The sequence below is a fragment of the Parabacteroides sp. AF17-28 genome, from assembly GCF_003479205.1.
GTDB classification, from domain to species: Bacteria; Bacteroidota; Bacteroidia; order Bacteroidales; family Tannerellaceae; genus Parabacteroides; species Parabacteroides acidifaciens.
In genome coordinates, this window is record NZ_QUGV01000036.1 from 19,583 (window position 1) to 39,959 (window position 20,377).

General features: G+C 47.0%; 11 protein-coding genes and 1 pseudogene. 2 read left to right on the forward strand and 10 right to left on the reverse strand.

Features of this window, described 5'->3' with window-relative positions; translation table 11 throughout:
- Window positions 1-9: 9 nt before the first annotated feature.
- From DWW90_RS18885 to DWW90_RS18935, 10 genes and pseudogenes are all read right to left on the reverse strand, one after another.
- Window positions 10-3,075 carry a TonB-dependent receptor gene (locus DWW90_RS18885; protein ID WP_233547824.1) on the reverse strand — a complete coding sequence of 1,022 codons (3,066 nt, stop codon included), beginning with the start codon at window positions 3,073-3,075 and terminating at the stop codon, window positions 10-12.
- 391 nt (window positions 3,076-3,466) lie between these two features.
- Complete coding sequence (locus DWW90_RS18895; protein WP_255418895.1) at window positions 3,467-3,853, reverse strand: Rpn family recombination-promoting nuclease/putative transposase; 387 nt, start codon at window positions 3,851-3,853, stop codon at window positions 3,467-3,469.
- A gap of 186 nt (window positions 3,854-4,039) precedes the next feature.
- A complete protein-coding gene (locus DWW90_RS18900; protein ID WP_122346096.1) occupies window positions 4,040-4,420 on the reverse strand; it encodes a hypothetical protein in 381 nt (126 codons plus the stop codon).
- A gap of 136 nt (window positions 4,421-4,556) precedes the next feature.
- Window positions 4,557-12,011: a cell surface protein SprA gene (gene sprA, locus DWW90_RS18905; protein ID WP_122346097.1), complete on the reverse strand. Its 7,455-nt coding sequence runs from the start codon at window positions 12,009-12,011 to the stop codon at window positions 4,557-4,559.
- 144 nt (window positions 12,012-12,155) lie between these two features.
- The gene (gene ruvA / locus DWW90_RS18910; protein WP_122332909.1) at window positions 12,156-12,749 is read right to left on the reverse strand and encodes a Holliday junction branch migration protein RuvA; all 594 of its coding nucleotides are present in this window, start codon (window positions 12,747-12,749) and stop codon (window positions 12,156-12,158) included.
- A 203-nt stretch (window positions 12,750-12,952) separates the two neighbouring features.
- On the reverse strand, window positions 12,953-14,407 hold the full coding sequence (locus DWW90_RS18915) for a TrkH family potassium uptake protein (protein ID WP_115498084.1): 1,455 nt from the start codon (window positions 14,405-14,407) through the stop codon (window positions 12,953-12,955).
- A gap of 1 nt (window position 14,408) precedes the next feature.
- Window positions 14,409-15,746: a Trk system potassium transporter TrkA gene (trkA, locus tag DWW90_RS18920; protein WP_115498083.1), complete on the reverse strand. Its 1,338-nt coding sequence runs from the start codon at window positions 15,744-15,746 to the stop codon at window positions 14,409-14,411.
- 1 nt (window position 15,747) lies between these two features.
- Window positions 15,748-17,685 carry a 1-deoxy-D-xylulose-5-phosphate synthase gene (gene dxs / locus DWW90_RS18925; protein ID WP_122346098.1) on the reverse strand — a complete coding sequence of 646 codons (1,938 nt, stop codon included), beginning with the start codon at window positions 17,683-17,685 and terminating at the stop codon, window positions 15,748-15,750.
- Window positions 17,686-17,923: 238 nt separating this feature from the next.
- Window positions 17,924-18,162 (reverse strand): annotated as a pseudogene (locus DWW90_RS18930) (hypothetical protein); the annotation flags it as partial.
- A gap of 80 nt (window positions 18,163-18,242) precedes the next feature.
- Window positions 18,243-18,617, reverse strand: coding sequence for a helix-turn-helix domain-containing protein (locus DWW90_RS18935; protein WP_115498081.1), 375 nt, complete (start codon window positions 18,615-18,617; stop codon window positions 18,243-18,245).
- Between the two features lie 236 nt (window positions 18,618-18,853).
- Here DWW90_RS18935 and DWW90_RS18940 point away from each other — a divergent pair, with 236 nt between their 5' ends.
- Together DWW90_RS18940 and DWW90_RS18945 are read left to right on the forward strand one after the other, a co-directional pair.
- Window positions 18,854-19,513 (forward strand): NAD(P)-dependent oxidoreductase, encoded by a 660-nt coding sequence (locus DWW90_RS18940; protein WP_122346099.1) that lies wholly within the window; start codon window positions 18,854-18,856, stop codon window positions 19,511-19,513.
- A 28-nt stretch (window positions 19,514-19,541) separates the two neighbouring features.
- A complete protein-coding gene (locus DWW90_RS18945) occupies window positions 19,542-20,192 on the forward strand; it encodes a DUF1349 domain-containing protein (protein ID WP_122346100.1) in 651 nt (216 codons plus the stop codon).
- Window positions 20,193-20,377: the final 185 nt, after the last annotated feature.

Here is a 20,377-nt window from a genome sequence, read left to right on the forward strand (position 1 = left end):
TTAGTACTATTAGAAACTAAGGTTTACGCCAAAAAGATAAGTTCTCGGCATCGGCTCGTTGAAGTCACCGCCACTTTCCGGGTCCGTACCTGAATAGCTTGTAAACACGTAGGCGTTCTGCACGGTGGCATACACACGAAGTTTCTGGACACCCATACTCTGCAACAAAGTCTTCGGCAACGTATATCCTAAAGTCACCTGGCCGATTCTAAGGAAAGATGCATCTTCTTTATAAAGAGAGGATATGTAGTTCGGATTTTCATAATCAATATTCGGACGCGGAGCCTCATTACTGCGATTACTGATCGGATTACCGTTTTCGTCTTCCCCGATAATACGCCAATAATTGACCTTTGCACCGTTATAACGTCCGTTCAAACTCCATCCCCGATCAAAAGATTTTGTTTGTCCGAAGGATCCATTCAGGAAAAAATTAAAATCAAAATCCTTATAATTAAAATAGTTGCTCATGCTTAAGTTCACAGTCGGATCTTCATGTCCCAGGATAAAGCGATCTTCAGAAGTGATCTTATAATCTCCGTTACGATCGACAATCTTGATATCACCCGGTTTAAAAACTCCTCCCCATTTTTCCAGTTCGGCGGCATCTTCCAATTGCCAGATACCATCAGCCTTATAGTCATAAAAGACCTTTACAGGCTGTCCTATAAACCATTTATTACCTTCATCATCAACTTTACCATTATATAGTTCAACGATCTCTTCCTTATTTACGGAAAACATCAAGTCGGTCGTCCATTTAAAATCCTTCGCTTCGATATTTACGGTATTCAAGGTGACTTCCAAACCTTTGTTACGGATATGTCCGATATTGGTCGTAACATTACCGAAACCGGATACGATCGGTAACTGGCGGTCCATCAACAGATCTTTCGTATTCTGGAGATAAAGGTCTACACTACCCCCGATACGTCCGTTCAAAAAGCCAAAATCGAGACCGGCATTCCACTGTTCTGTTTTTTCCCATGACAAGTTCGGATTCGGCATTTCTTTCTGATAAAAGGCTAAGACACCATTCGAACCATAGCTATAGCGACCATATTCCAGGCTACCCTGTGTCTTATACGGATCGATGGCTGTGTTACCGGTGATACCCCAGCCAACTCGCAACTTCAGGTTACTCAATACATCGACATCTTTCAAGAACGACTCTTCTTTGATACGCCATGCAAGAGCGGCTGAAGGGAATAACACCCACTTATGCCCCGGAGCCAGGCGGGAAGAGCCATCGTAACGGGCTGAAACAGTCAACAAGTAGCGATCCTTAAAATTATAGTTGATGCGTCCCATAAAAGAGGCTAAGTTCCAACGCTGATAGTCGCTTGATACGGATTCGATCGTCTGCGCCGATCCCACGTTATTCCACTGTTGATTCTCGTAAGGCAAATCTTTCACTTTAATTTCAGACTTTTCATATGTCTCCTGCTGGATAGATTGCAGGAATGTCAAGCCGAGGGTATGGTCTTTGTGGAATGTTTTGTTATAGAACAAAAGGTTTTCCCACGTGTACATGCGGCGATTATCACGGGCATTGACAGCGCGGGCTGCACTGCCGGAACGGTCTGCACTGAGTGCTCCATAAAATTCATTACCATACCAGGGACCGATATCTATACCCACATTGGAACGGTAGTTAATATCGAAAGGCAATTTCACTTCCAAATAGTAACTACCCAAAAAACGATCCTTTTTAATCTCCTTCTTTTGATGTTCCAAATTCAGAAACTGATTCCAAAGCTGCGGGTCATTTCCCGGACGCGAGGTGATTATATTCCCATCCGCATCATAGATATCCGCTAAAGGATAAACGTTTTTCACATCACTATACAGGTTTCCTCCATTATTCCGGTCAATATGGGAAAATGAAGTCGAACCACCCACTTTGACATACTTATTCAGTGTCCAGTCAAAATTGACACGAACCGAATAACGGCGGTAATCCTGCCCTTTCACAATACCATCCTGTCCGAAATAAGTGGCAGAAGCCAGCATCTTCAACTTCTCTGTTCCCCCTCGTACACTGACTTCATGATTATGAATAGGAGCAATCCGTAATGCCTCGTCCGTCCAGCTATTGTAAGGCAAACGGTCAGGACACCAGTTCCCATTTTCATCATAAGCTTGTTCTATTTTTCCAATTACATTCGGGTCGGCATTGAAATAACCGATTTTCCTATCCCAATCCAAAGTCGGGACAAGCGGGTATGGAGTTGTTTTCGACGTTGCCCGGTTTGCTTCGCGCACCAAGTCAACCCATTCGGCTCCATCAAACATATCTATCGTACGGGCGGCCTGCTGCACTCCGACATAGCCGTTATAATCGATCTGGACTTTTCCTTCCTTGCCTTTTTTGGTCGTCACCAGAATAACGCCATTGGCACCGCGTGAACCGTAAATAGCAGTAGCCGACGCATCTTTCAGGACCTCTATGGATTCAATATCCGAAGGACTCATCTCATTCAAACCGACAACGATAGGAATACCATCCACAACATATAGCGGATCGTTTGTCGCCTTTAACGAACGGTTTCCACGAACGCGTATATTCGCTTCTTCACCCGGCTTTGCACTCGTCTGTATAATGGTTACGCCGGCTGCTCGTCCCTGCATGGCCTGCACCGCGCTCAGCGAAGCAGTCTCCTGTAACTTCTCCCCTTTGACAGAGGCGACAGAGCCTGTCAAGTCACGCTTCTTGGCAACACCATAGCCGACAACAACTACTTCATCCAGATTTTGCAAATCTTCTTTCAATGTAATAATCACATTTTCCTGTCCTTTGTAAGAATAGTCCTGTGGTTGATAACCGATGTAGGAAACGGCCAGTGTCACAGCCGGTTTAGAAATAGTAAAGGAGAATTTACCGTCAATATCGGTAATAGATCCGTTCGTAGTCCCTTTTTCGACTACGTTTGCACCGATGATAGGCTCACCAGTCACATCCTTGACAACGCCTGAAACCATATGCTGGGCATAGGAGAGCGTGGTCGTACACACACAAAACAAAAAGACTAACATAGACAAATGCAGCCTTTTAAACGTTTCCGTTTTGTTCATAATAATAGTAAATTAGGTATTCAGCAATTCCCGGACTGAATGATTTTTTCATAAAAAGAGGCGTGGGAACTGTTGATATATCTTATATTGAGGCCTTCGACTGCCCGACTAAGTGATATAAACAACAGCCCACGCCCTTTTAACTTGTATACGCGCACATGCTGACGCATGTATATATAACAAGGAAAGGAACGTGAGCGTTTTGTTGCCTATTATCCACTTAGTCTGAAATTGTCGAAGTTTCAATATAAGGATAATATCTTAAAAACGCTTCTCGTTTATCTAATAAAATGCATTGACCCACAACGCCATGCAGGTGTACATGAAGGCAAAAATAGGCCTTAGTTTTCAATAAACAAAGAAAAAAGAAAAAATAATGTAAAAATGAGGATTACAATCCGTTAATTTCTTCCACCGACAAACCGGTACATTGTGCAATCGTTTCAATATCGATTCCCTGCTTTTTTAAATTGACAGCAATAAGACGTTGCTCCTCGGCTTTACCTTTCTCCATCCCATCTTCAAAACTTGTATCAAGGGCGGCAGAAAGGTCGCGCTCGACGGAAAGGCTCAATTCATATTCCAGGCGTTGGTCGGGGGTCATGCGCTCTACCTCCACGATGCTTTTTAGCTTGCGGAATATCTGATTGTTCAGTTCTTGGGGTAATCGTTCCATGATCTCGATGTTATTTAAAACGTATAACCACTTCTTATAAAGTGTGTCGCACTCATGCAAAGGTAATATTATATTTATATGGAATGAAAAGAAAGAATCCATTTTCGTGTTTATGTTTATATCGACTGTTGGTAACAGTCGATATAAACACACCTATAAATCAGCATTTATTGTTTCAAATATGGCAAGTTTTGAACCTCCTACAAATTTAAATAATTACAATAACCCCCTTCCCAGGATGTTTTTCTATTTCGTCCGAAAAGTTGATCGATTTTGAATTGACTTTTTTCAAGGTTTTAGCCTGTTCGACTGACAACTGAAGAGATGAGGTGCGCAGCCCGTTCCGGAAAGCATGCAATTTGATTGCCGAAAAACAGAAACACCGGCAAAGTGATAAAGCTTAACTCCCGGAGAATCGCCTGTAGCAAAACGAAGACGGAGGGCGTTCCAAATATGCAAAGGAAGTTTTAGGGCCTTGTCACCATGACGACCGTCTTCATCGCCGTCGCGACCGTCTTCATTTGAATGGCGACCGTCTTCATAGGGTATGACGACCGTCTTCAGGGCGATAAAGTGCCGGAAAAATGAAATAAAGGTTGACTTCCCGGCTATAAACTCCCGGAAAAGGGGAAAAAGCTCCTTTCTGGCGGCGGAAAAGTGGATTAACATTCGTTTAAATTCGGACCTCTTTTATGTCAGAAAAAAGCGTTTTATACAATAAGCCCCCGGTATAGTTGAAAGTTGAAAGTTAGATGGGATCGCATTTAAGAACCATAAATGATACACGCTTTTGGGCGGTTCTCACTTACTGTGCAAGCGAGAACCGCAGGCTGATTCCGTAGTTCGAGTTGGACGTCGGATAGGAAGCGCTCGAGATCAGAGGTTCGTTGATCTGGATATCGTAGAAAGCACGGATCGTCAATGCCCGGCTCAGACCGTAATCGGCAGAGAACGACACTGTCTTGGCGATGTTACCGCTGGTAGCCTGCGTCAACTGCGTATCGATTTTCCGGATCAACGACTGCATCTTGTTGTACGAGAAGTCCAGGCGGACAGTCAGGTCGTTGCTGAAGTCGCGCGTCTTCTTCATCTTCAACACCTTGTTGAACTCGGCTAACTTATACCCCAAACCAATCGTTATTTTATTGGAAAGGGCTTCTACCAACTGGTAAGAGGTCGTATTCAAGCTCAGATTGCGAGTCGTCGAATAGTCGGCACGGACCGTGACATTATTCAGCAAAGTCGCATCGGCTCCCAACAGCGGACTGAATGCTTCCGTGATGCTGACAGACGAGATCGAATAAGGAGACGACGGCGTCGGGTTATCATTCAGGATCGACTGTATATATCCCAATCCGTCCTGTCCAGCATCCACCCAGTTCAGGAAAGAGGTGAAAGCGCCGACCGTATAGGAACAACGATACTGATGACTCAACGTCACGCTCTTGAAATATTTCTTGACAGCCGGTATGCGGACTAATCCGTCGTATGTCACACGCCAGTTTGGCAGCATACTCTTCAGGGACGGGAAAGGAGACAGCCCCACCTTCTTCGGGTCTTTCCCTGTATAAGCCGCCAGGAATGCCGGGATCAGGACATCTGCCGAGTTCGGATTCACGCCGTTCACATTGTCTTCTCCCGGATTGTATGGCATCCCTCCCATACCTTTTTCCGCAATAAAGCCGGCATTCGGATATCTCATGGAGGAATACATATTCTCCAGCCGCTGCGCGATAATTTCACGGTTCGCTACGAACTTGTCGAATGCTTTGGAGGAGTAGTTGTTCATCGCATTGCCACTGCCACCGAAAGCACTCCCCAACGCGATTGTCGTCATGGTGAAGTTACCTCCCATAATTTCCGGCATACCGGCATACATATATTGTATTTCCGTATTGCGGGTATCGTTGCGAAGGGCGTTCAGGTCGATCTTCAAACCGGTTATCGGTTCAAGGTTCGCCCGTATGTTCAGATTCTTCGTGCTGGTCATAACGGCAGAGCTAAGGTTACTTTCCGTATTATCTACCAACCAGCCCCTATCGGAAGCCTCATCGATATAGCTGCGGCGGACGCTACCAAAGGCAAATCCAAGTCCCGGCGTAAGACCGAATGAAGAATGCCCCTGCCCGAATATGTCACCGATCTCCGGACGGAAACCGGGCAACATCATACCGGCCGAGTTGGTAAACTGGATATTGAAACGCCGTACCATCATCAGGAACCGGGCGCTATGTTCAACCGCCTTATAAAGGAAGTCTTCCGTAGGCGCAGGACCCGGTATGATCGTCAGTTTAAGATGTGCCGTATCCTGGTTCAGAATCATTACCTGTGCAAAGTTGAGCGGTTTGTACTTGATCCTGTAAACGCGTCCGTCCGCACCACGGGCTGTGATCTGGACCTTCTTCGTAAACATTCCGTGTTCCACAACTGTACCGCTGTCCGGATTCAGGGTTATTTCCTTCTCCAGCTTCGGCTTTTTCTTCTTCTCCGGCTTTTTCGCCGTGGTGTTACGGGTATTATTGAACTTCTGGTTTACCTTCTTCAGATACTTGTTTTTGTTGTAAAGCGACAGCAGGTTCAGATTCGCCTGCAGGTCGAACTGGCGCTGGTTCTTGATCGTGTTACCCAACTCGAAACCTTCGCTCACCGTAGCGCCACGATCCCAGTTATAGGTTGCGTTGTAGCTTAAAGAAGCGTTTGTCCAGTCGAGTACCGGAATCATTTGCAACGGCAGCTGCCAGGTCACCATAAACTGCTGGTCGTACTTCATCGGAGTTCCGAGGTCGGCAATACTCTTCTTTACGGAGTCTTTCCACAATTGGTAATCGTCCGGATTAAGCTCTTTGTTCACCTGTACATACGGTTCCTCGATACGGGCATTCGTACCGGAACTGAACGAGAGGTTCAGGTTATTGGTAAACGCCCAGTTCAGACTGAACGCACGGTCCCAATAGAAGTTCTGGCTGAACGTGACCGGGATATCGTTCGTGACACCCGTAGCCGCCCCTGTCAGGTCGCGCAGCTTGATCTCATAGTAGTTACGCATCATCGCCGTCTGGAAATTGATAGACGGCGCCAGGTTCAACGCTAACTGCTTGGCATAGCGGGTATAGCCGTTGTTCTTCTTCAACATCTTGTCGAACGGCTTGATCGGCTTCATATACGGGACATAGCTGTATGCGAAGTTCGCCCGATAGTCTTTTGTCGTCTCATATTCCGTCTCCGGATTCTTCTTATCGTTGATGCTGTACGAATATCCGAGCGTAAAGTTCGCCGGATCGTAAGGCATCGGGTTCTTGCTCTTGATATTCACCCGCACATTATTGAAAGACACGCTTTTGATCACAGTCTTATCCTGCGAATAACTGCGGATCGAATCTTTCTCCGCTTTCGTGTCCGCCCTGTCGATAGCATCCTTCAATTTGATATCCTGATCCAACGGATTATACTTCGGATCGTATGTTTCCTTTGAATAAGCATAGTAGAACGGAATGCTGACCTGTGCCTTTTCCGGGAACAGTTTACCCAGCTCGATGGAAGTGGCGACGTTATACTGCTTGAAGTCTTCCATCCGGCGTTCGTTCAGCGACTGGTCGAGGGCTCCGAAACCGGACGTCTCGATACGTCCGCCCACGTTCACCGTACCCAGGTCGGACAACGCGACATTCAGGTTGGCATTGGCAGCCCATCCGCCTTCTTCATTGAAGTCCGTCAGGCGTAATTCGTTCACCCAGACTTCCCCGCTCTTGATATCACCATGGGGATTAATATTGCGGACACCGATCATGATCGTCTTAATTTCGGAAAGGCTCGGGTTACCTTTGACACGAATCATATTAGCTCCGTCCTTACCGGTGAATTCGGTCTGGAAATTCACACCATTCTCGCCCGAACGTTTCTGCCGGTTACGTTCCAGCTTCAGGTTTGTCAACACCTCCAACTGGAAGTTCAACGTGTTCTCTGTCGGCCAAACAATCTCCTGGTGTGTCGTATTATTATTGTTATACTCCCCATGCGGAGTTAACTTCAACGGGACTTCATATTCGTAATAGTTGTTCTTATAGTCCGATCCCAAACGGATAAAGACAGACAAGTCACCGCTCGCCAAGTCGTATATATCCATCTTCGGAGCCTCAGCATGCGTAAACAGTTGCAAGCGTTTATACTGACGCAGGTCGTAGTTCGTATTCTTATAGACGGCACGTGCATCCATTGCTGCTAAATCCGTTACTTTCAAGGAAAGAGCCTGTTCGTTCTCCTGGCGTATTTGCGGCTGGCTCGGGTCTAATACGCGAGTAATACCCGGAGGCAGGACATAGTTGACCGGGTCACGATCGCTGTTTTCCTCTATATTGACAGTCGAAACTTCCAGTGTACCTTTGACAGCCGGCGGCATTTTAGGGTCGGACAAGTCTTGCTCATAGCTACGCCATTCACCGCGAACCAACTGCAACGTACCGAAACGCAACACGACGGATTCCCGGAATCCGGTCATATACATACGCATGAAACGGATCGTCTTGAAGTCGTTGATCGCACCGACACGACGTTGGTATTTCTTGATAGGTATCTTAAACTGGTACCAGGTAACAGTCTCTTGCTTATTATTCGCCAGACGAACCGTGCTCGTACGCTTGTCTGCAATGAAGTTAGAACCTACCACTGTATCTTTAGGAGTAATAGCCACTTTATACTCGAAATACTTCTCGTTTTCATTCAGCGTATTATCCTGGTTGATATCTTCCACATCCGGTATGGTTTTGGAAGATGTGCTGTAACGCTCCGGCGAATCATTGATATCTTTCGAGTTACCTTCCGTACCGTTATAGCGTTTGTAGCGGGTTAAGATATCGACATCATTTTGGTCATAATCCGACCCACGGAAGTAATGGAACTTATCGCCGGCAGGATCGGAGAACGGAGACAGTCCCAACACATCGTGGTTCTCCATCGTATCGAGTACAGCCGGACTCAACTTCTGGCGCAACTTATTCAAATACTCCTGATAAGTCGGATATTCCTTCTCTTCCTCCGACGACAGACCGTTCAAGCCGACATCCTGCAACTGACGCGCACCCGCTGTGTTATCGAATGCATAAACCGTACTCTGCTGTTTTGGCACCTTACCCCAAACAGTAAAATCGACTTTGGTCGTATCACCGTCGATAGGAAGTCCGTTCTCAAAGAATTTCTTTTCATCCTTCAATATATCTTCGGATATTTCACCGAGGTTAAAGTATAATTCACCACCTGACGACTGACGGTTATAGATAAACGGATCAAGCATCCAGAACTCGATATACTCCACGTTAGCCGTCTCGAAGTCACTCTGGTCTATCTTACGCATCATACCACCGAACCGCTTTTCCGGATTCTGCAACGTACCGTCCGGATTGATGTTATCGGCATCCAGGTTATACGGGCCACGTTCCTGTGGGTAATAGGCAAGGTTCAGGACGTTCAGCGTATTGCTCTCGCTGATGGTCTGTTGCCGTTCAGGGAACAACTCTTCCGTCTGTATGGCACGCACATAATGGTCGGAGATATCATCCCGGGTGATATGCTTCGGACGCAAAGATGAATTCTGGCGTGTGAACAGCCCGTCGATCGTGTACCAAGCCAACAGGGCACGGCTTTTCCCGTAGTCGATATTATTGACCAGACCCGCCTCCGGGAACTTCATCGGCGTTGCGTCGTCATAAGGGACACTCGACAGCTGCCAGGGATAAGGGTCCGACAAATCGAAGTTGCTCTGCGTCGACTCAAAATCATCCAGATAGGAATAGCCGCCCGTGTTCTTATTCTCATAATGACCGGCTATCAGGTGGGCAAACTCTGCATTGAAGGCTATCTGGCTCGGCTTGCTCAGGTTCAGCAACGGCAGTTTGTCGAACATATTGGTCAACCACTGGCTTTCCCCCTTATAGGCCATATTCACACCCCACAGCGTATTCTTGATGGCTTCATCCCCCATCGCCGTCTTGGTGGTAAGCGGCATTTCGGACATATGCATGATGGTTGCACCCAGCATCAGGTTCGGGCTGAACTGGTAGTTCAGGTCCAACCCCATCATCGTCTTACGCTGCATATTATAGGCTGTCTGGTTCTCCAACGACACACTGACCGGCGTTCCGGACGAAATAATACTCTCGTTCAGAATGGTAACGACACCCGATGTATAGTCGACCGTATAATCCACATTCTCCGTCAGGATAGCACCTCCCGCCGTCACCTTCACGGAACCGCGCGCCACATTGGATGCCCCCAACTGTATCTCCGCACCCGAAGAAGCCTTGTACTCACCTTCCAGGCGGAACTTGTTTTTCTCGGCAATCTGACGGGCGACGGTAAGCGTCGAGTCGTACAGTTCCTGGAACACATATTTATCGGCAATCGCATCATTATTAATCTGCTTCCTCAGGTAAGAACCGAACGGCTCCACGCTGGGGAAGATGATCTTCCCATTCTCCGACAAGACAGTGTAGCCGTCTACAAAGTCGAAGATACCATCCGGATGGCGTTCATTGTTCGAGTCGAGGTTATCCAGGTTCAGGACCCTGAGCAGGATTTGGTTGGCAATCGCCCCTTCCGGCAAGTAGTTCACGTATGTACCGGTCGTATCGCTCTGGTACATGATGTTCAGTTTAAACTTCTCCTTCTGCACCGAATAAGCCCCTAACGAATAGACGTTCTTCATCATCAGATCCCAGAACGGCAAGCCGGGCGACATGGCTGTTCCCTTCAACAACTTCACATACAGGCAGGAGTTTGTCGAAGCGGGATTATCCGTCGAGAACTCACCGACCTGGTAGGTCTGCCCGTCCGAATAGGTAAAGTTGTAAGCCACACCCAACACCTCATCCGCCTGCAATTGTGTTTTCAGCGAGATGTATCCCAATTGCGTGTTCACCGTATATTCCGATGCGTCCAACAAACGGGCGCTCTCGACTTTCTCATATTCGGTACCGTTCACAAAGGTGCCGCTGATCGCCTGGTTCACGGTACTGATGTCGCGGGCACCGGTAAACTGCTGGTTCAAGGTACCGTATAATGTGTTGCTGTTGTTATAAGGTATGGCCAAAGCACCGCTACTGCTAACTAAGGATGTATTATAAATATGTTTGTGTTCGGCCAAGTCGGAGAAAGCGACGATGTTACGCGACTGGTCGTAATTGCTCCGTTTGTTGGTAATCCAGACCTCCACCTTGCTGATCTTGACAGGCGAAGATACGGACGGCAGGCTTCTGACCGCCTCGTCGTACCGATCGCGGAAGTAGTGCGAGAGGAAGAAGTGGCGGTTCTCATCGTACTGGTCGATCGTCAGCTCGAAAGGCTTCGTCTGCACGCCCCCTTTGGAACTGACCGTTTTGGATTCCGATTCCTGCTGGGCAAACAAGGTGTTAACCCGCAGCTTCCCGAACTGAAGGTCGGCTTTCATACCGAACAGCGCCGCCCCGCCATTGATCAGCGAGTTACTGGTCGTCATGCTGACATTACCGGCCTCGAGGGATTTGATAATCTCATCTTCCTCACCGGTATAGGCAAGCTTCAGCTTCTTCGAATCGAAGTCGAAAGAGGTTTCGGTATTATAGTTCATATCGAAATTCACCTTGCTGCCGACCGAAGCCTGCACATTGAGCTGCACGCTCTCGTCGAAGTTGAAGAAGGTACGGTTACGCGCCCTTTCCGGCAGTGACGGGTTCTTGGTCTTGCTCTGTTTCAAGCCCATTTCCACCTCGGCCGAACCCTGCGTCCTTACTCTCACGCCGCCCGGGCCGAAGATACGCTCGGCCGCACCGATGCCAAACTGCATATCAGTCAGGTTAAACTGCTTCTCGGCTGCCTTCTGGAACTCTTCTTCGTTCTTCTGGCGATAGTAAGACTGTAGGGATTTCTGGAAACTGTAGTCCTGGTATTCCTCCGGTGTCAGCGAGAAAGGAGTGGTCAGGTCGGCATCTCCCAAGCGGGTACGGACCACGTAAGTTCCGGTCTTCAGGTCATATTCGATGGTCGTCTTGACATTGTCCGGCGTCTTCAGGTCGGCGGGCGACTGCTTGCCGATCTCCTCGTATTCTTCGGGGATTGTCTTAGCTACCGGGAAACGAGTCTGCACCTTCGGCACCGTATCATCCGGCGCAACAAGCGGCTCCACCTCCGGCAACGAAGCCGTGTAGGCATTGAAGTCCGCATTCAACGAATACAGCCCCACGCCAAACAGTAGAATTGTTATCCAGAGTATATATTTTAGTGTCCTTCTCATTTTTAATTGATAATGGGTTGACCCAATAATCATCTATGCCCCGTCGTGTCATTGCGGGCTTGACCCGCAACCTCATCCTATACTGATTTCCTGTTATTAGGATGGGATGGCGGGGCAAGCCCGCCATGACAGAGTGGCTATTTCCTAAAGCATTCGTAATGCAGTTTTTATTACTTGTTCAACAGCCAATGCAGGCGAGCCTTTCAGGATCGTATTGACAGCCTTTTGCGAAGCAGTCTTCTGGAAACCCAACATCACCAATGCAGCAACAGCCTCTTCCGAGACGGCACTGCCGGCCAGAGTAGACGTGGAGCCTTTTGCGCCCCCCATCCCTTCGATAGGTTTCACCTTGTTTTTGAGGTCGACAAGGATACGTTGGGCCGTTTTCAGCCCGATACCTTTCACACCTGTCAGGGCCGTCTCGTTCTTGTCGGCTATCACCCGCACCAGTTCGGCCGGCGAGAGCGACGACAGGATCATCCGCGCCGTATTAGGACCTACCCCCGAAACGCTGGTAAGCATCAGAAACAGCTCCCTTTCCTCCCGTCCGGCAAAGCCGAAGAGCAGGTGGGCGTCTTCACGTATCACCTCGTACACGTAAATCTTCCCCGTCTGTTTCCCGTTGTAAAAGCTATATGTATTCAGGGAAATATTGAGTTCGTAACCGATCCCCGCGCATTCCACCACGATCCGGGCCGGTGTCAGTTCCACTATTTCCCCCTTGATATATTCTATCATCTTATCTCACATCTTATTAATGATTCGCACCTATTATAACGCAAAAATACGCAAAAGCGTATATATCTCCTAAATAAAATTCAGACCTGCTTCTCCGAAATAAAAACGAATAGGCATCGGTTAAGAAACCAATGCCTATTCGTTTATTATCCGATGCTTATCGGTTTTGGACAGAATGCCTATGCAAACAGACCGATATCCGACTATTGTTTCCAGAACCCCGGTAACAGAATCGTCAGCACCGTGAATATCTCCAGACGACCTACCATCATCAGGAACGACAGGAACCATTTCGATACCGTCGGGACATCGGCATAGTTGCCGACAGGCCCCAGGCTACCCAGTCCCGGACCGACATTGCTGATAGAGGAAATCGTCGCCCCGATGGTCTCCTCAAACCCCATTCCGTCGAGCATCAGCACCATGCAACTGACGAAGATCAAAGCGATATAGGCAAAAGCAAAAGCCAGAACCCGGTGGACGATATCACCGGAAATCGCATGTCCGTTCATCCGCACCGGGATAATCGCATGGGGATGGGTTTGTTTCTTAAACTCATTGAACAGATTTTTGGCAAGGATTACGAAACGCCCCATCTTCAACCCGCCGCAGGTAGAGCCTGCACAGCCGCAGACCACCATCAGGACGAGTGCCAACAACCAGAAGAACGGCCCCCAGGGGATATAGTCCGCTGTTGCAAAACCGCAAGTGGAAACAAGCGTCACAACCTGGAAGATGGATTCCCGGAAAGCTGTGCCGAAATCATCCACGATCCCCCGGTACATGATCCAGGCTGTCGTCATAGCCGTAATGATCAATACGAACCAAAAGAACCAACGCATCTCCTCGTCTTTAAACAACCGCTTTGGGTTGCCGTTGAAGAAGAAGTAGATCAACGTGATATTGGTTGCCCCGATAAACATGAAGGCAGTTATGACATATTCGATGTAGGCGGAATCCCAATAAGCTATACTGGCATTCTTGGTCGAATATCCACCCGTCGAGATACAAGTGAGCGCGTGGTTGACAGCATCGTACAAGTTCATGGGACCTGCCCACAGCATACCGATCAGGACAATCGTCAGGAAAAGATAGACACCCCAAAGACGTTTGGCGACCTGCGTCACACGCGGACGGAAGCGTTCGTGTGTAATACCCGGCGTCTCGGCATTGAACATCTGCGTAGCTCCCCCGCCGATGATAGGCATCAGGGCTACGGTAAAGACAATCATTCCGATACCACCCTGCCACTGTGTGAGGCTTCGCCAGAAAAGAATGCCGTGGGGAAGCGTCTCGATGTCGGTCAGTATGGTAGAGCCCGTCGTGGTGAAACCGGACATGGTTTCAAAGTAGGCATCCGTGATGTTGTCGATATAGCCGCCCAGATAGAAGGGCAGCATCCCCAACAGGGAGAAAAGAGCCCATGTCAGGCTTACGGTCAGCATCCCTTCACGGCGTCCGGCGGTATGCTCGTTGGCCCGCAACCCGATCAAAGTAAAAAGAACGCCTGTCCCGAACATGATACCGCTCGATTGCAGTAGCGGATAGAAGTCACTGCCTTTATACAGGAAAGCGACTGCCGTAGCTGCCAGCATAAACAATGTCTCGAGGATAAACATCATCCCCAGCATCTTGATTATAAAACGGATGTTCAGCATATCAATTAAAGTAATCCTCCAATTTGCGCATTGCCGTATCTAAGCAGAAGACGACGACGTGGTCGTAGGCCTGGATCTGCGTATCACCTTTAATCATCATCGGCTCGCCGTCACGGATCAGTCCTCCTAACGTCATATCTTTCGGCAAGTTCAGGTCCTTGACCTGTTTGCGGGTGATTTTGGAATCGGGACGGGCAACGAGTTCTGCCACATCGGCATTGGCAAAGGTAAGGCATTTCACGTTCGACACGTCCGCATCCAGCAGGAACTGGTAAATATAGCTGGCGGCAATCAACTTCTTGTTGATAACCGAACCGATATCCATACTCTCTGCCAGTGGTATATAATCTATATTTTCAATCTTGGCAATCGTCTTGAACACGCCGGCACGTTTGGCGGCGAGACAGGCCAGGATATTTGTACTCGAGTTTTCCGTCAGTGCGATGAAGGCCTGCGCATCTTTGATGCCTTCCTGCATCAACAGGTCGGTATCGCGCCCGTCTCCGTTTATGATCAGTACGTTTCCGGGGACGACCTCTGCTATGCGGTGGCTCTTGTCCTTGTTCGTTTCGATCACTTTCACGCGAATATTGTTCGGCAAATACTGACTGGTGCGGATGGCGATACGGCTCCCTCCCATGATGATCACCTTCTTCACTTCCGGGTCCCGCTTACCTGCGTGCAAACGGACATCTTCTATATGACTTTTAGTTGTGGTAAAGAAAACGATATCGCCGGATTCTATCCGGTCGGTACCACGCGGAATGATCGTTTCGTTCTGTCGCTTGATGGCAACAATATGATAGAGCTTCTGTTCGTTCAGCAATTCATATAGATGCTTGTTCACAAGCCGGGAATTGTCGCGTACTTTTACGCCGAGCAGGATCAATGCGCCTCCGAACAGCTCCCAATACTGACGGGTCCAGGGACGTTTTACGGCTGTCACAATCTCCCTGGCTGCCAGCATCTCGGGATAGATCATGGAGTTGATCCCCATCTTTTCAAACAGTTCCTTATTCTTGGGTAAGAGGTATTCGTAGTTATTGATGCGCGTCAACGTCTTACGAGCACCTAATTTGGAGGCCAGGATACTGGCTGCTACATTGGTCGTTTCTTCCGGAGTGACGCTTACGAACAGGTCGGCCTTTCTGATACCGGCTTCTTCCAGGTCCCGGATAGAAGTCGGATTCCCGACCATAGGCAGGATCTCCATGCTTGAATTCGTGAAATTCAAACGTTCCTCATTCGGGTCCATCAGGATAATATCCTGTTTTTCCTGTGATAACATCTTTGCCAGGTGGGTTCCTACTTCACCGGCTCCGGCTATAATAATTTTCATTTTATATAGTGATTAATGTATGGGGAGTTGCCTTCCCCCTGATAACCATCTTCTTTATTTCATCAGTGATGCTTTGGGCATCCATGCCACATAGTTTGTACTGTTCGGGTATCGGGCCATGTTCGATAAATTCATCCGGCACACCGATTCTTTTTACTCGCGGAGTATAGCCGTTATCCGCCATAAACTCCAGGACAGCACTGCCAAGTCCGCCTTTGATCACACCGTTCTCGACGGTGATGATACGATCGAACTTTTTGCCAACTTCATGCAACAGGTCTTCGTCTATCGGTTTCAAATATATCATATCGTAGTGGGCGACCGACAGACCTTCACCCTCAACCATCTTTATTGCCTTTATCACTTCGTTTCCGATAGGGCCGAGCGAAAGGATTGCAATATCATTCCCTTCGCGGAGCTTCTTCCCCTTTCCGATCGGCAGGACGTGCATTTCATTCCTCCAGTCGGCCATCTCGCCTTTTCCCCGGGGATAACGGATCACGAACGGGCCATTGTTTTCCTTATATCCGGTGTACATCAGGTTCCGCAAATCCAGCTCGTTCAGCGGAGACGATATAATCAGGTTCGGAACCGGACGCAAATAGGCCAGGTCAAACACCCCGTGATGGGTGGCCCCGTCTTCACCGACCAGACCGGCACGATCCAGACAAATCACCATATGCAGGTTCTGCAAGGCAACGTCGTGTATCACCATGTCGTAAGCCCGCTGCATGAAAGAGGAATAGATGTTACAGAAAGGAATCATTCCCTCTTTGGCAAGCCCGGCAGAGAAAGTCACCGCATGGCCTTCCGCAATGCCGACATCAAACGCACGTTTGGGGAATGCTTTCATCATATAGGTCATAGAACAACCGGTTGGCATGGCGGGAGTGATCCCGACGATCCGTTCGTCCTGTTCCGCCAGCTCGACGAGGGTATGCCCGAAGACATCCTGATAGAGTTGGGGCTCATTCAGCTTGTGGACGATAATACGCTCACCCGTTTCTTTATTAAAAAGGCCGGGGGCATGCCATTCCGTTGCCGATTCTTCGGCAGGTCTGAAGCCTTTGCCTTTCTTTGTTTTGATATGCAACAGCTTGGGGCCTTGCATATCCTTTATGTCATTCAGAACCTTAGTCAGATACCCGACATCATGCCCGTCAATAGGACCAAAGTAGCGGATGCTGAATCCCTCGAACAAATTATGCTGCTGTGTAAGCAATGCCTTCAGACTATTGTTAAAACGCAGGATATTCTCCCGCCGGTCATTATTGATCAGCTTCATCTTGCGCAAGCCGCGATAGACGTCATAGCGCATCTTATTATATGCCTGGCTGGTCGTAATATCAACTAAATATTGGCTCAAGCCACCGACAGCGCGATCTATCGCCATGTCGTTATCATTAAGGATAATCAACAGGTTGTTCGGATTGGCCGACGCATTGTTCAGCCCCTCAAATGCCAATCCGCCCGTCATGGCTCCATCACCGATTACGGCAATCACATGCCTGTTCGCTTCATTTTTCAATGCCGAAGCGACCGACATACCCATTGCTGCTGAAATAGAGTTTGAGGCATGGCCGGCAATAAACGCATCATACGGGCTTTCCTGCGGATTGGGGAAACCGCTGATGCCTTTAAACTTCCGTAAAGTATGAAATGCTTCCCGCCGGCCGGTCAGTATTTTATGGCCATAAGCTTGATGCCCCACGTCCCAGACAATACGATCGTAAGGGGTATTAAATACATAATGTAAAGCAACTGTCAGTTCGACTGTACCGAGGCTTGCCCCCAAATGCCCGGGGGTTTCAGAGAGTATATCTATTATATATTGACGCAACTCTGCACATACCTCTTCCAGTTTATCGGGGGACAATTTCCGCAAATCCTCCGGGTAATCAATGGAACTTAATATGTGTTCATCCTTGCATTCTGTCATAATCGCTGTAATTTTGTGGCAAATGTAAAGAATTAACGGGAGATAAAATAGTTTTAGTATGTCATTCTTTAGCAGTATGACACAATTACATCATATCTTCCATTCTTTTTATGCCTCCAATATTACTGATCTACTCTGAATTAGTTCTATTCATAGGCATAGCCCGCAGGTTAAGGCTGGTTGTCGTCTATCGTGACAGAAACAGTTGCTTTGCCTTTATATCTCTGCATTTTCCCTCATAATCGGATATATCCAAGATTTCCGACAAATTATCCGTGTTGCCATTGGTAACGCCGAATAGCTTTACCCCTGGCGTATCAATCAGTACTCCTGAATCCGGCAATAGCACCATCTCCCTACGGGTTGAATATTCTCCGGTGAGAGTTGCAGCATAAAGCGTTCGATTCTGCGTACATTGAAGCTGCTATCCAGACTTTGGACAATAAATGCTTTGTCAATATGAGAAGCGATGGCTTTGCTTCCGTGCGGAAGTCTTTTATCGCTCGTTGTCTGCATCTGTGTAGATATTGAACCACGAACATGGTGTAGTATTATGGTTAGTCTTTCGATTCATTTCGTTTTCGGTCTTTCATTATACTATCCATTTGGTCTTTAGCCCAATAGATAAGAGAGTTCAAATGGGGTAATAATGACAATCCTCGTGGGGTTAAAGAGTATTCCACTTTTGGAGGGATTTGTGCATAGACTTGACGTTTTACAATGCCGTCCTGTTCCAAGGTACGTAATGTTACAGTTAGCATCTTTTGTGAGATGTCGGGTATTGTTCTTTGGAGTTCTCCAAATCTCATGACGGGAATTTGTTCCAATGTGAATATAGTCAATATCGACCATTTATCACTAATGCGGGAAAGAATGTTTCTTATCGGGCAATTCTGAATGAATATTTCATCTTTTAATTTATCTGCTTCCATAAGGTATTGTGCTTTAATTGCTATACAAAAGTAACTTAAAAACTAATTAGATGCAAATACACCTTATTTATTGTGTCAAAGTAGGTTAAAGTAGAAAATGTAATCCATTCAGGTTCAGTATTAGTTTCTGTATGGTAAGTATATGAGAGTTCAGTATCTACTTGTATTTGTTTTTTTAAGTATAGAACTTTGCATCATCAAAGAACAACGTAGTATTCATTAAAAAAATATTTGTCATGAAGAATGTAGCATTAATCGGTGCAAGTGGTTTTGTAGGTAACGCAATTCTGAATGAATTGTTGAACAGAGGGCATTATGTAACGGCTATTGTACGCAATGCCGCTAAAATGAAAGTAAGTTCTCCAAATTTGGAGATTAAAGAAATTGATGTGGAAAATACTTCCGCAATGATTGAGACATTAAAAGGTAAAAATGCGATTATAAGTGCATATAATCCGGGGTGGTCAAATCCGAATATGTATGAGGACACACTACGTGTCTATCCAAAGATTTTGGATGAGGTGAAAGCATCGGGTGTAAAACGCTTTCTGGTTGTGGGTGGCGCAGGTAGTCTGTTTGTTAAACCCGGTCTGCGTTTGGTTGACACGGGAACTTTGCCGGATGCGTGGTTGCCCGGTGTTAAGTCTATGGCGAAGTTCTTTCTTGAAACATTAGTCAATGAAAAAGAGCTTGATTGGGTATTCTTCTCGCCGGCGGCAAATCTTGGTAATTTGACAGCCGGTGTACGTACTGGTAAGTTCCGCTTAGGGAAAGATGACCTGATTGTAGATGAAAAGGGTGAAAGTTTCATTTCTGTAGAAGACTATGCTATGGCAATGGTGGACGAGTTGGAACAGGAAAAGCATCATCAGGAACGTTTCACAATCGGTTATTGATTCATTTTTAATTATGATAAAAAGTAAAATGAAAAAGTCGTTTTTTTTCTTAGCAATTCTTATGTCATCACAACTTTGTATGGCACAGTCATTAGAAAAAATGCAATGGTTCAATGAGCCAGAGCAATGGAAAATCAGTGACAAATCTCTTTCTATGTTTGTCACGCCTCAAAGTGACTATTGGCGGATTTCTCATTATGGTTTTACTGTTGATGATGCGCCTTTCTATTACACCACCTATGGAGGAGAATTTGAAGTAAAAGTTAAAGTTACAGGAGACTATAAAGTACGTTTCGACCAAGCAGGTTTAATGCTTCGTATTAACCATGAAAACTACATCAAAGCAGGTATCGAGTTCGTAGACGGTAAATTCAATTTGAGTACCGTTGTTACCCATAAAACATCGGATTGGAGCGTAATTACATTAGAAAAAGCTGTTCCATACGTATGGATAAAGGCCATCAGACGATTGGATGCTGTGGAAATCTTCTATTCGTTTGATGATAAGGAGTACACGCTTATGCGCAATGCTTGGTTGCAGGACAATACGCCTGTGCAAGTAGGACTGATGGCGGCTTGTCCGGACGGAAAAGGATTTAATGTTACCTTTGAACACTTCAAAGTAAAACATCTACCTGACCATCGTAGGCAGGAATGGCTAAAAAAGAATGCAGAATAGAATACTCACAGCGTGAATCTTCTATATCTGATATCAAACGATAATACAATCAACGACTTACAGCACAAATCGTGGGCACTTTTTTCGAGACTAAAATTGTCCACGATTTAACACTACGGAAGTGCGTAATTTTGGATCACCCCGAAAAATTGTGGAGCTATGCATATATATTTTTGAGTCTAAAT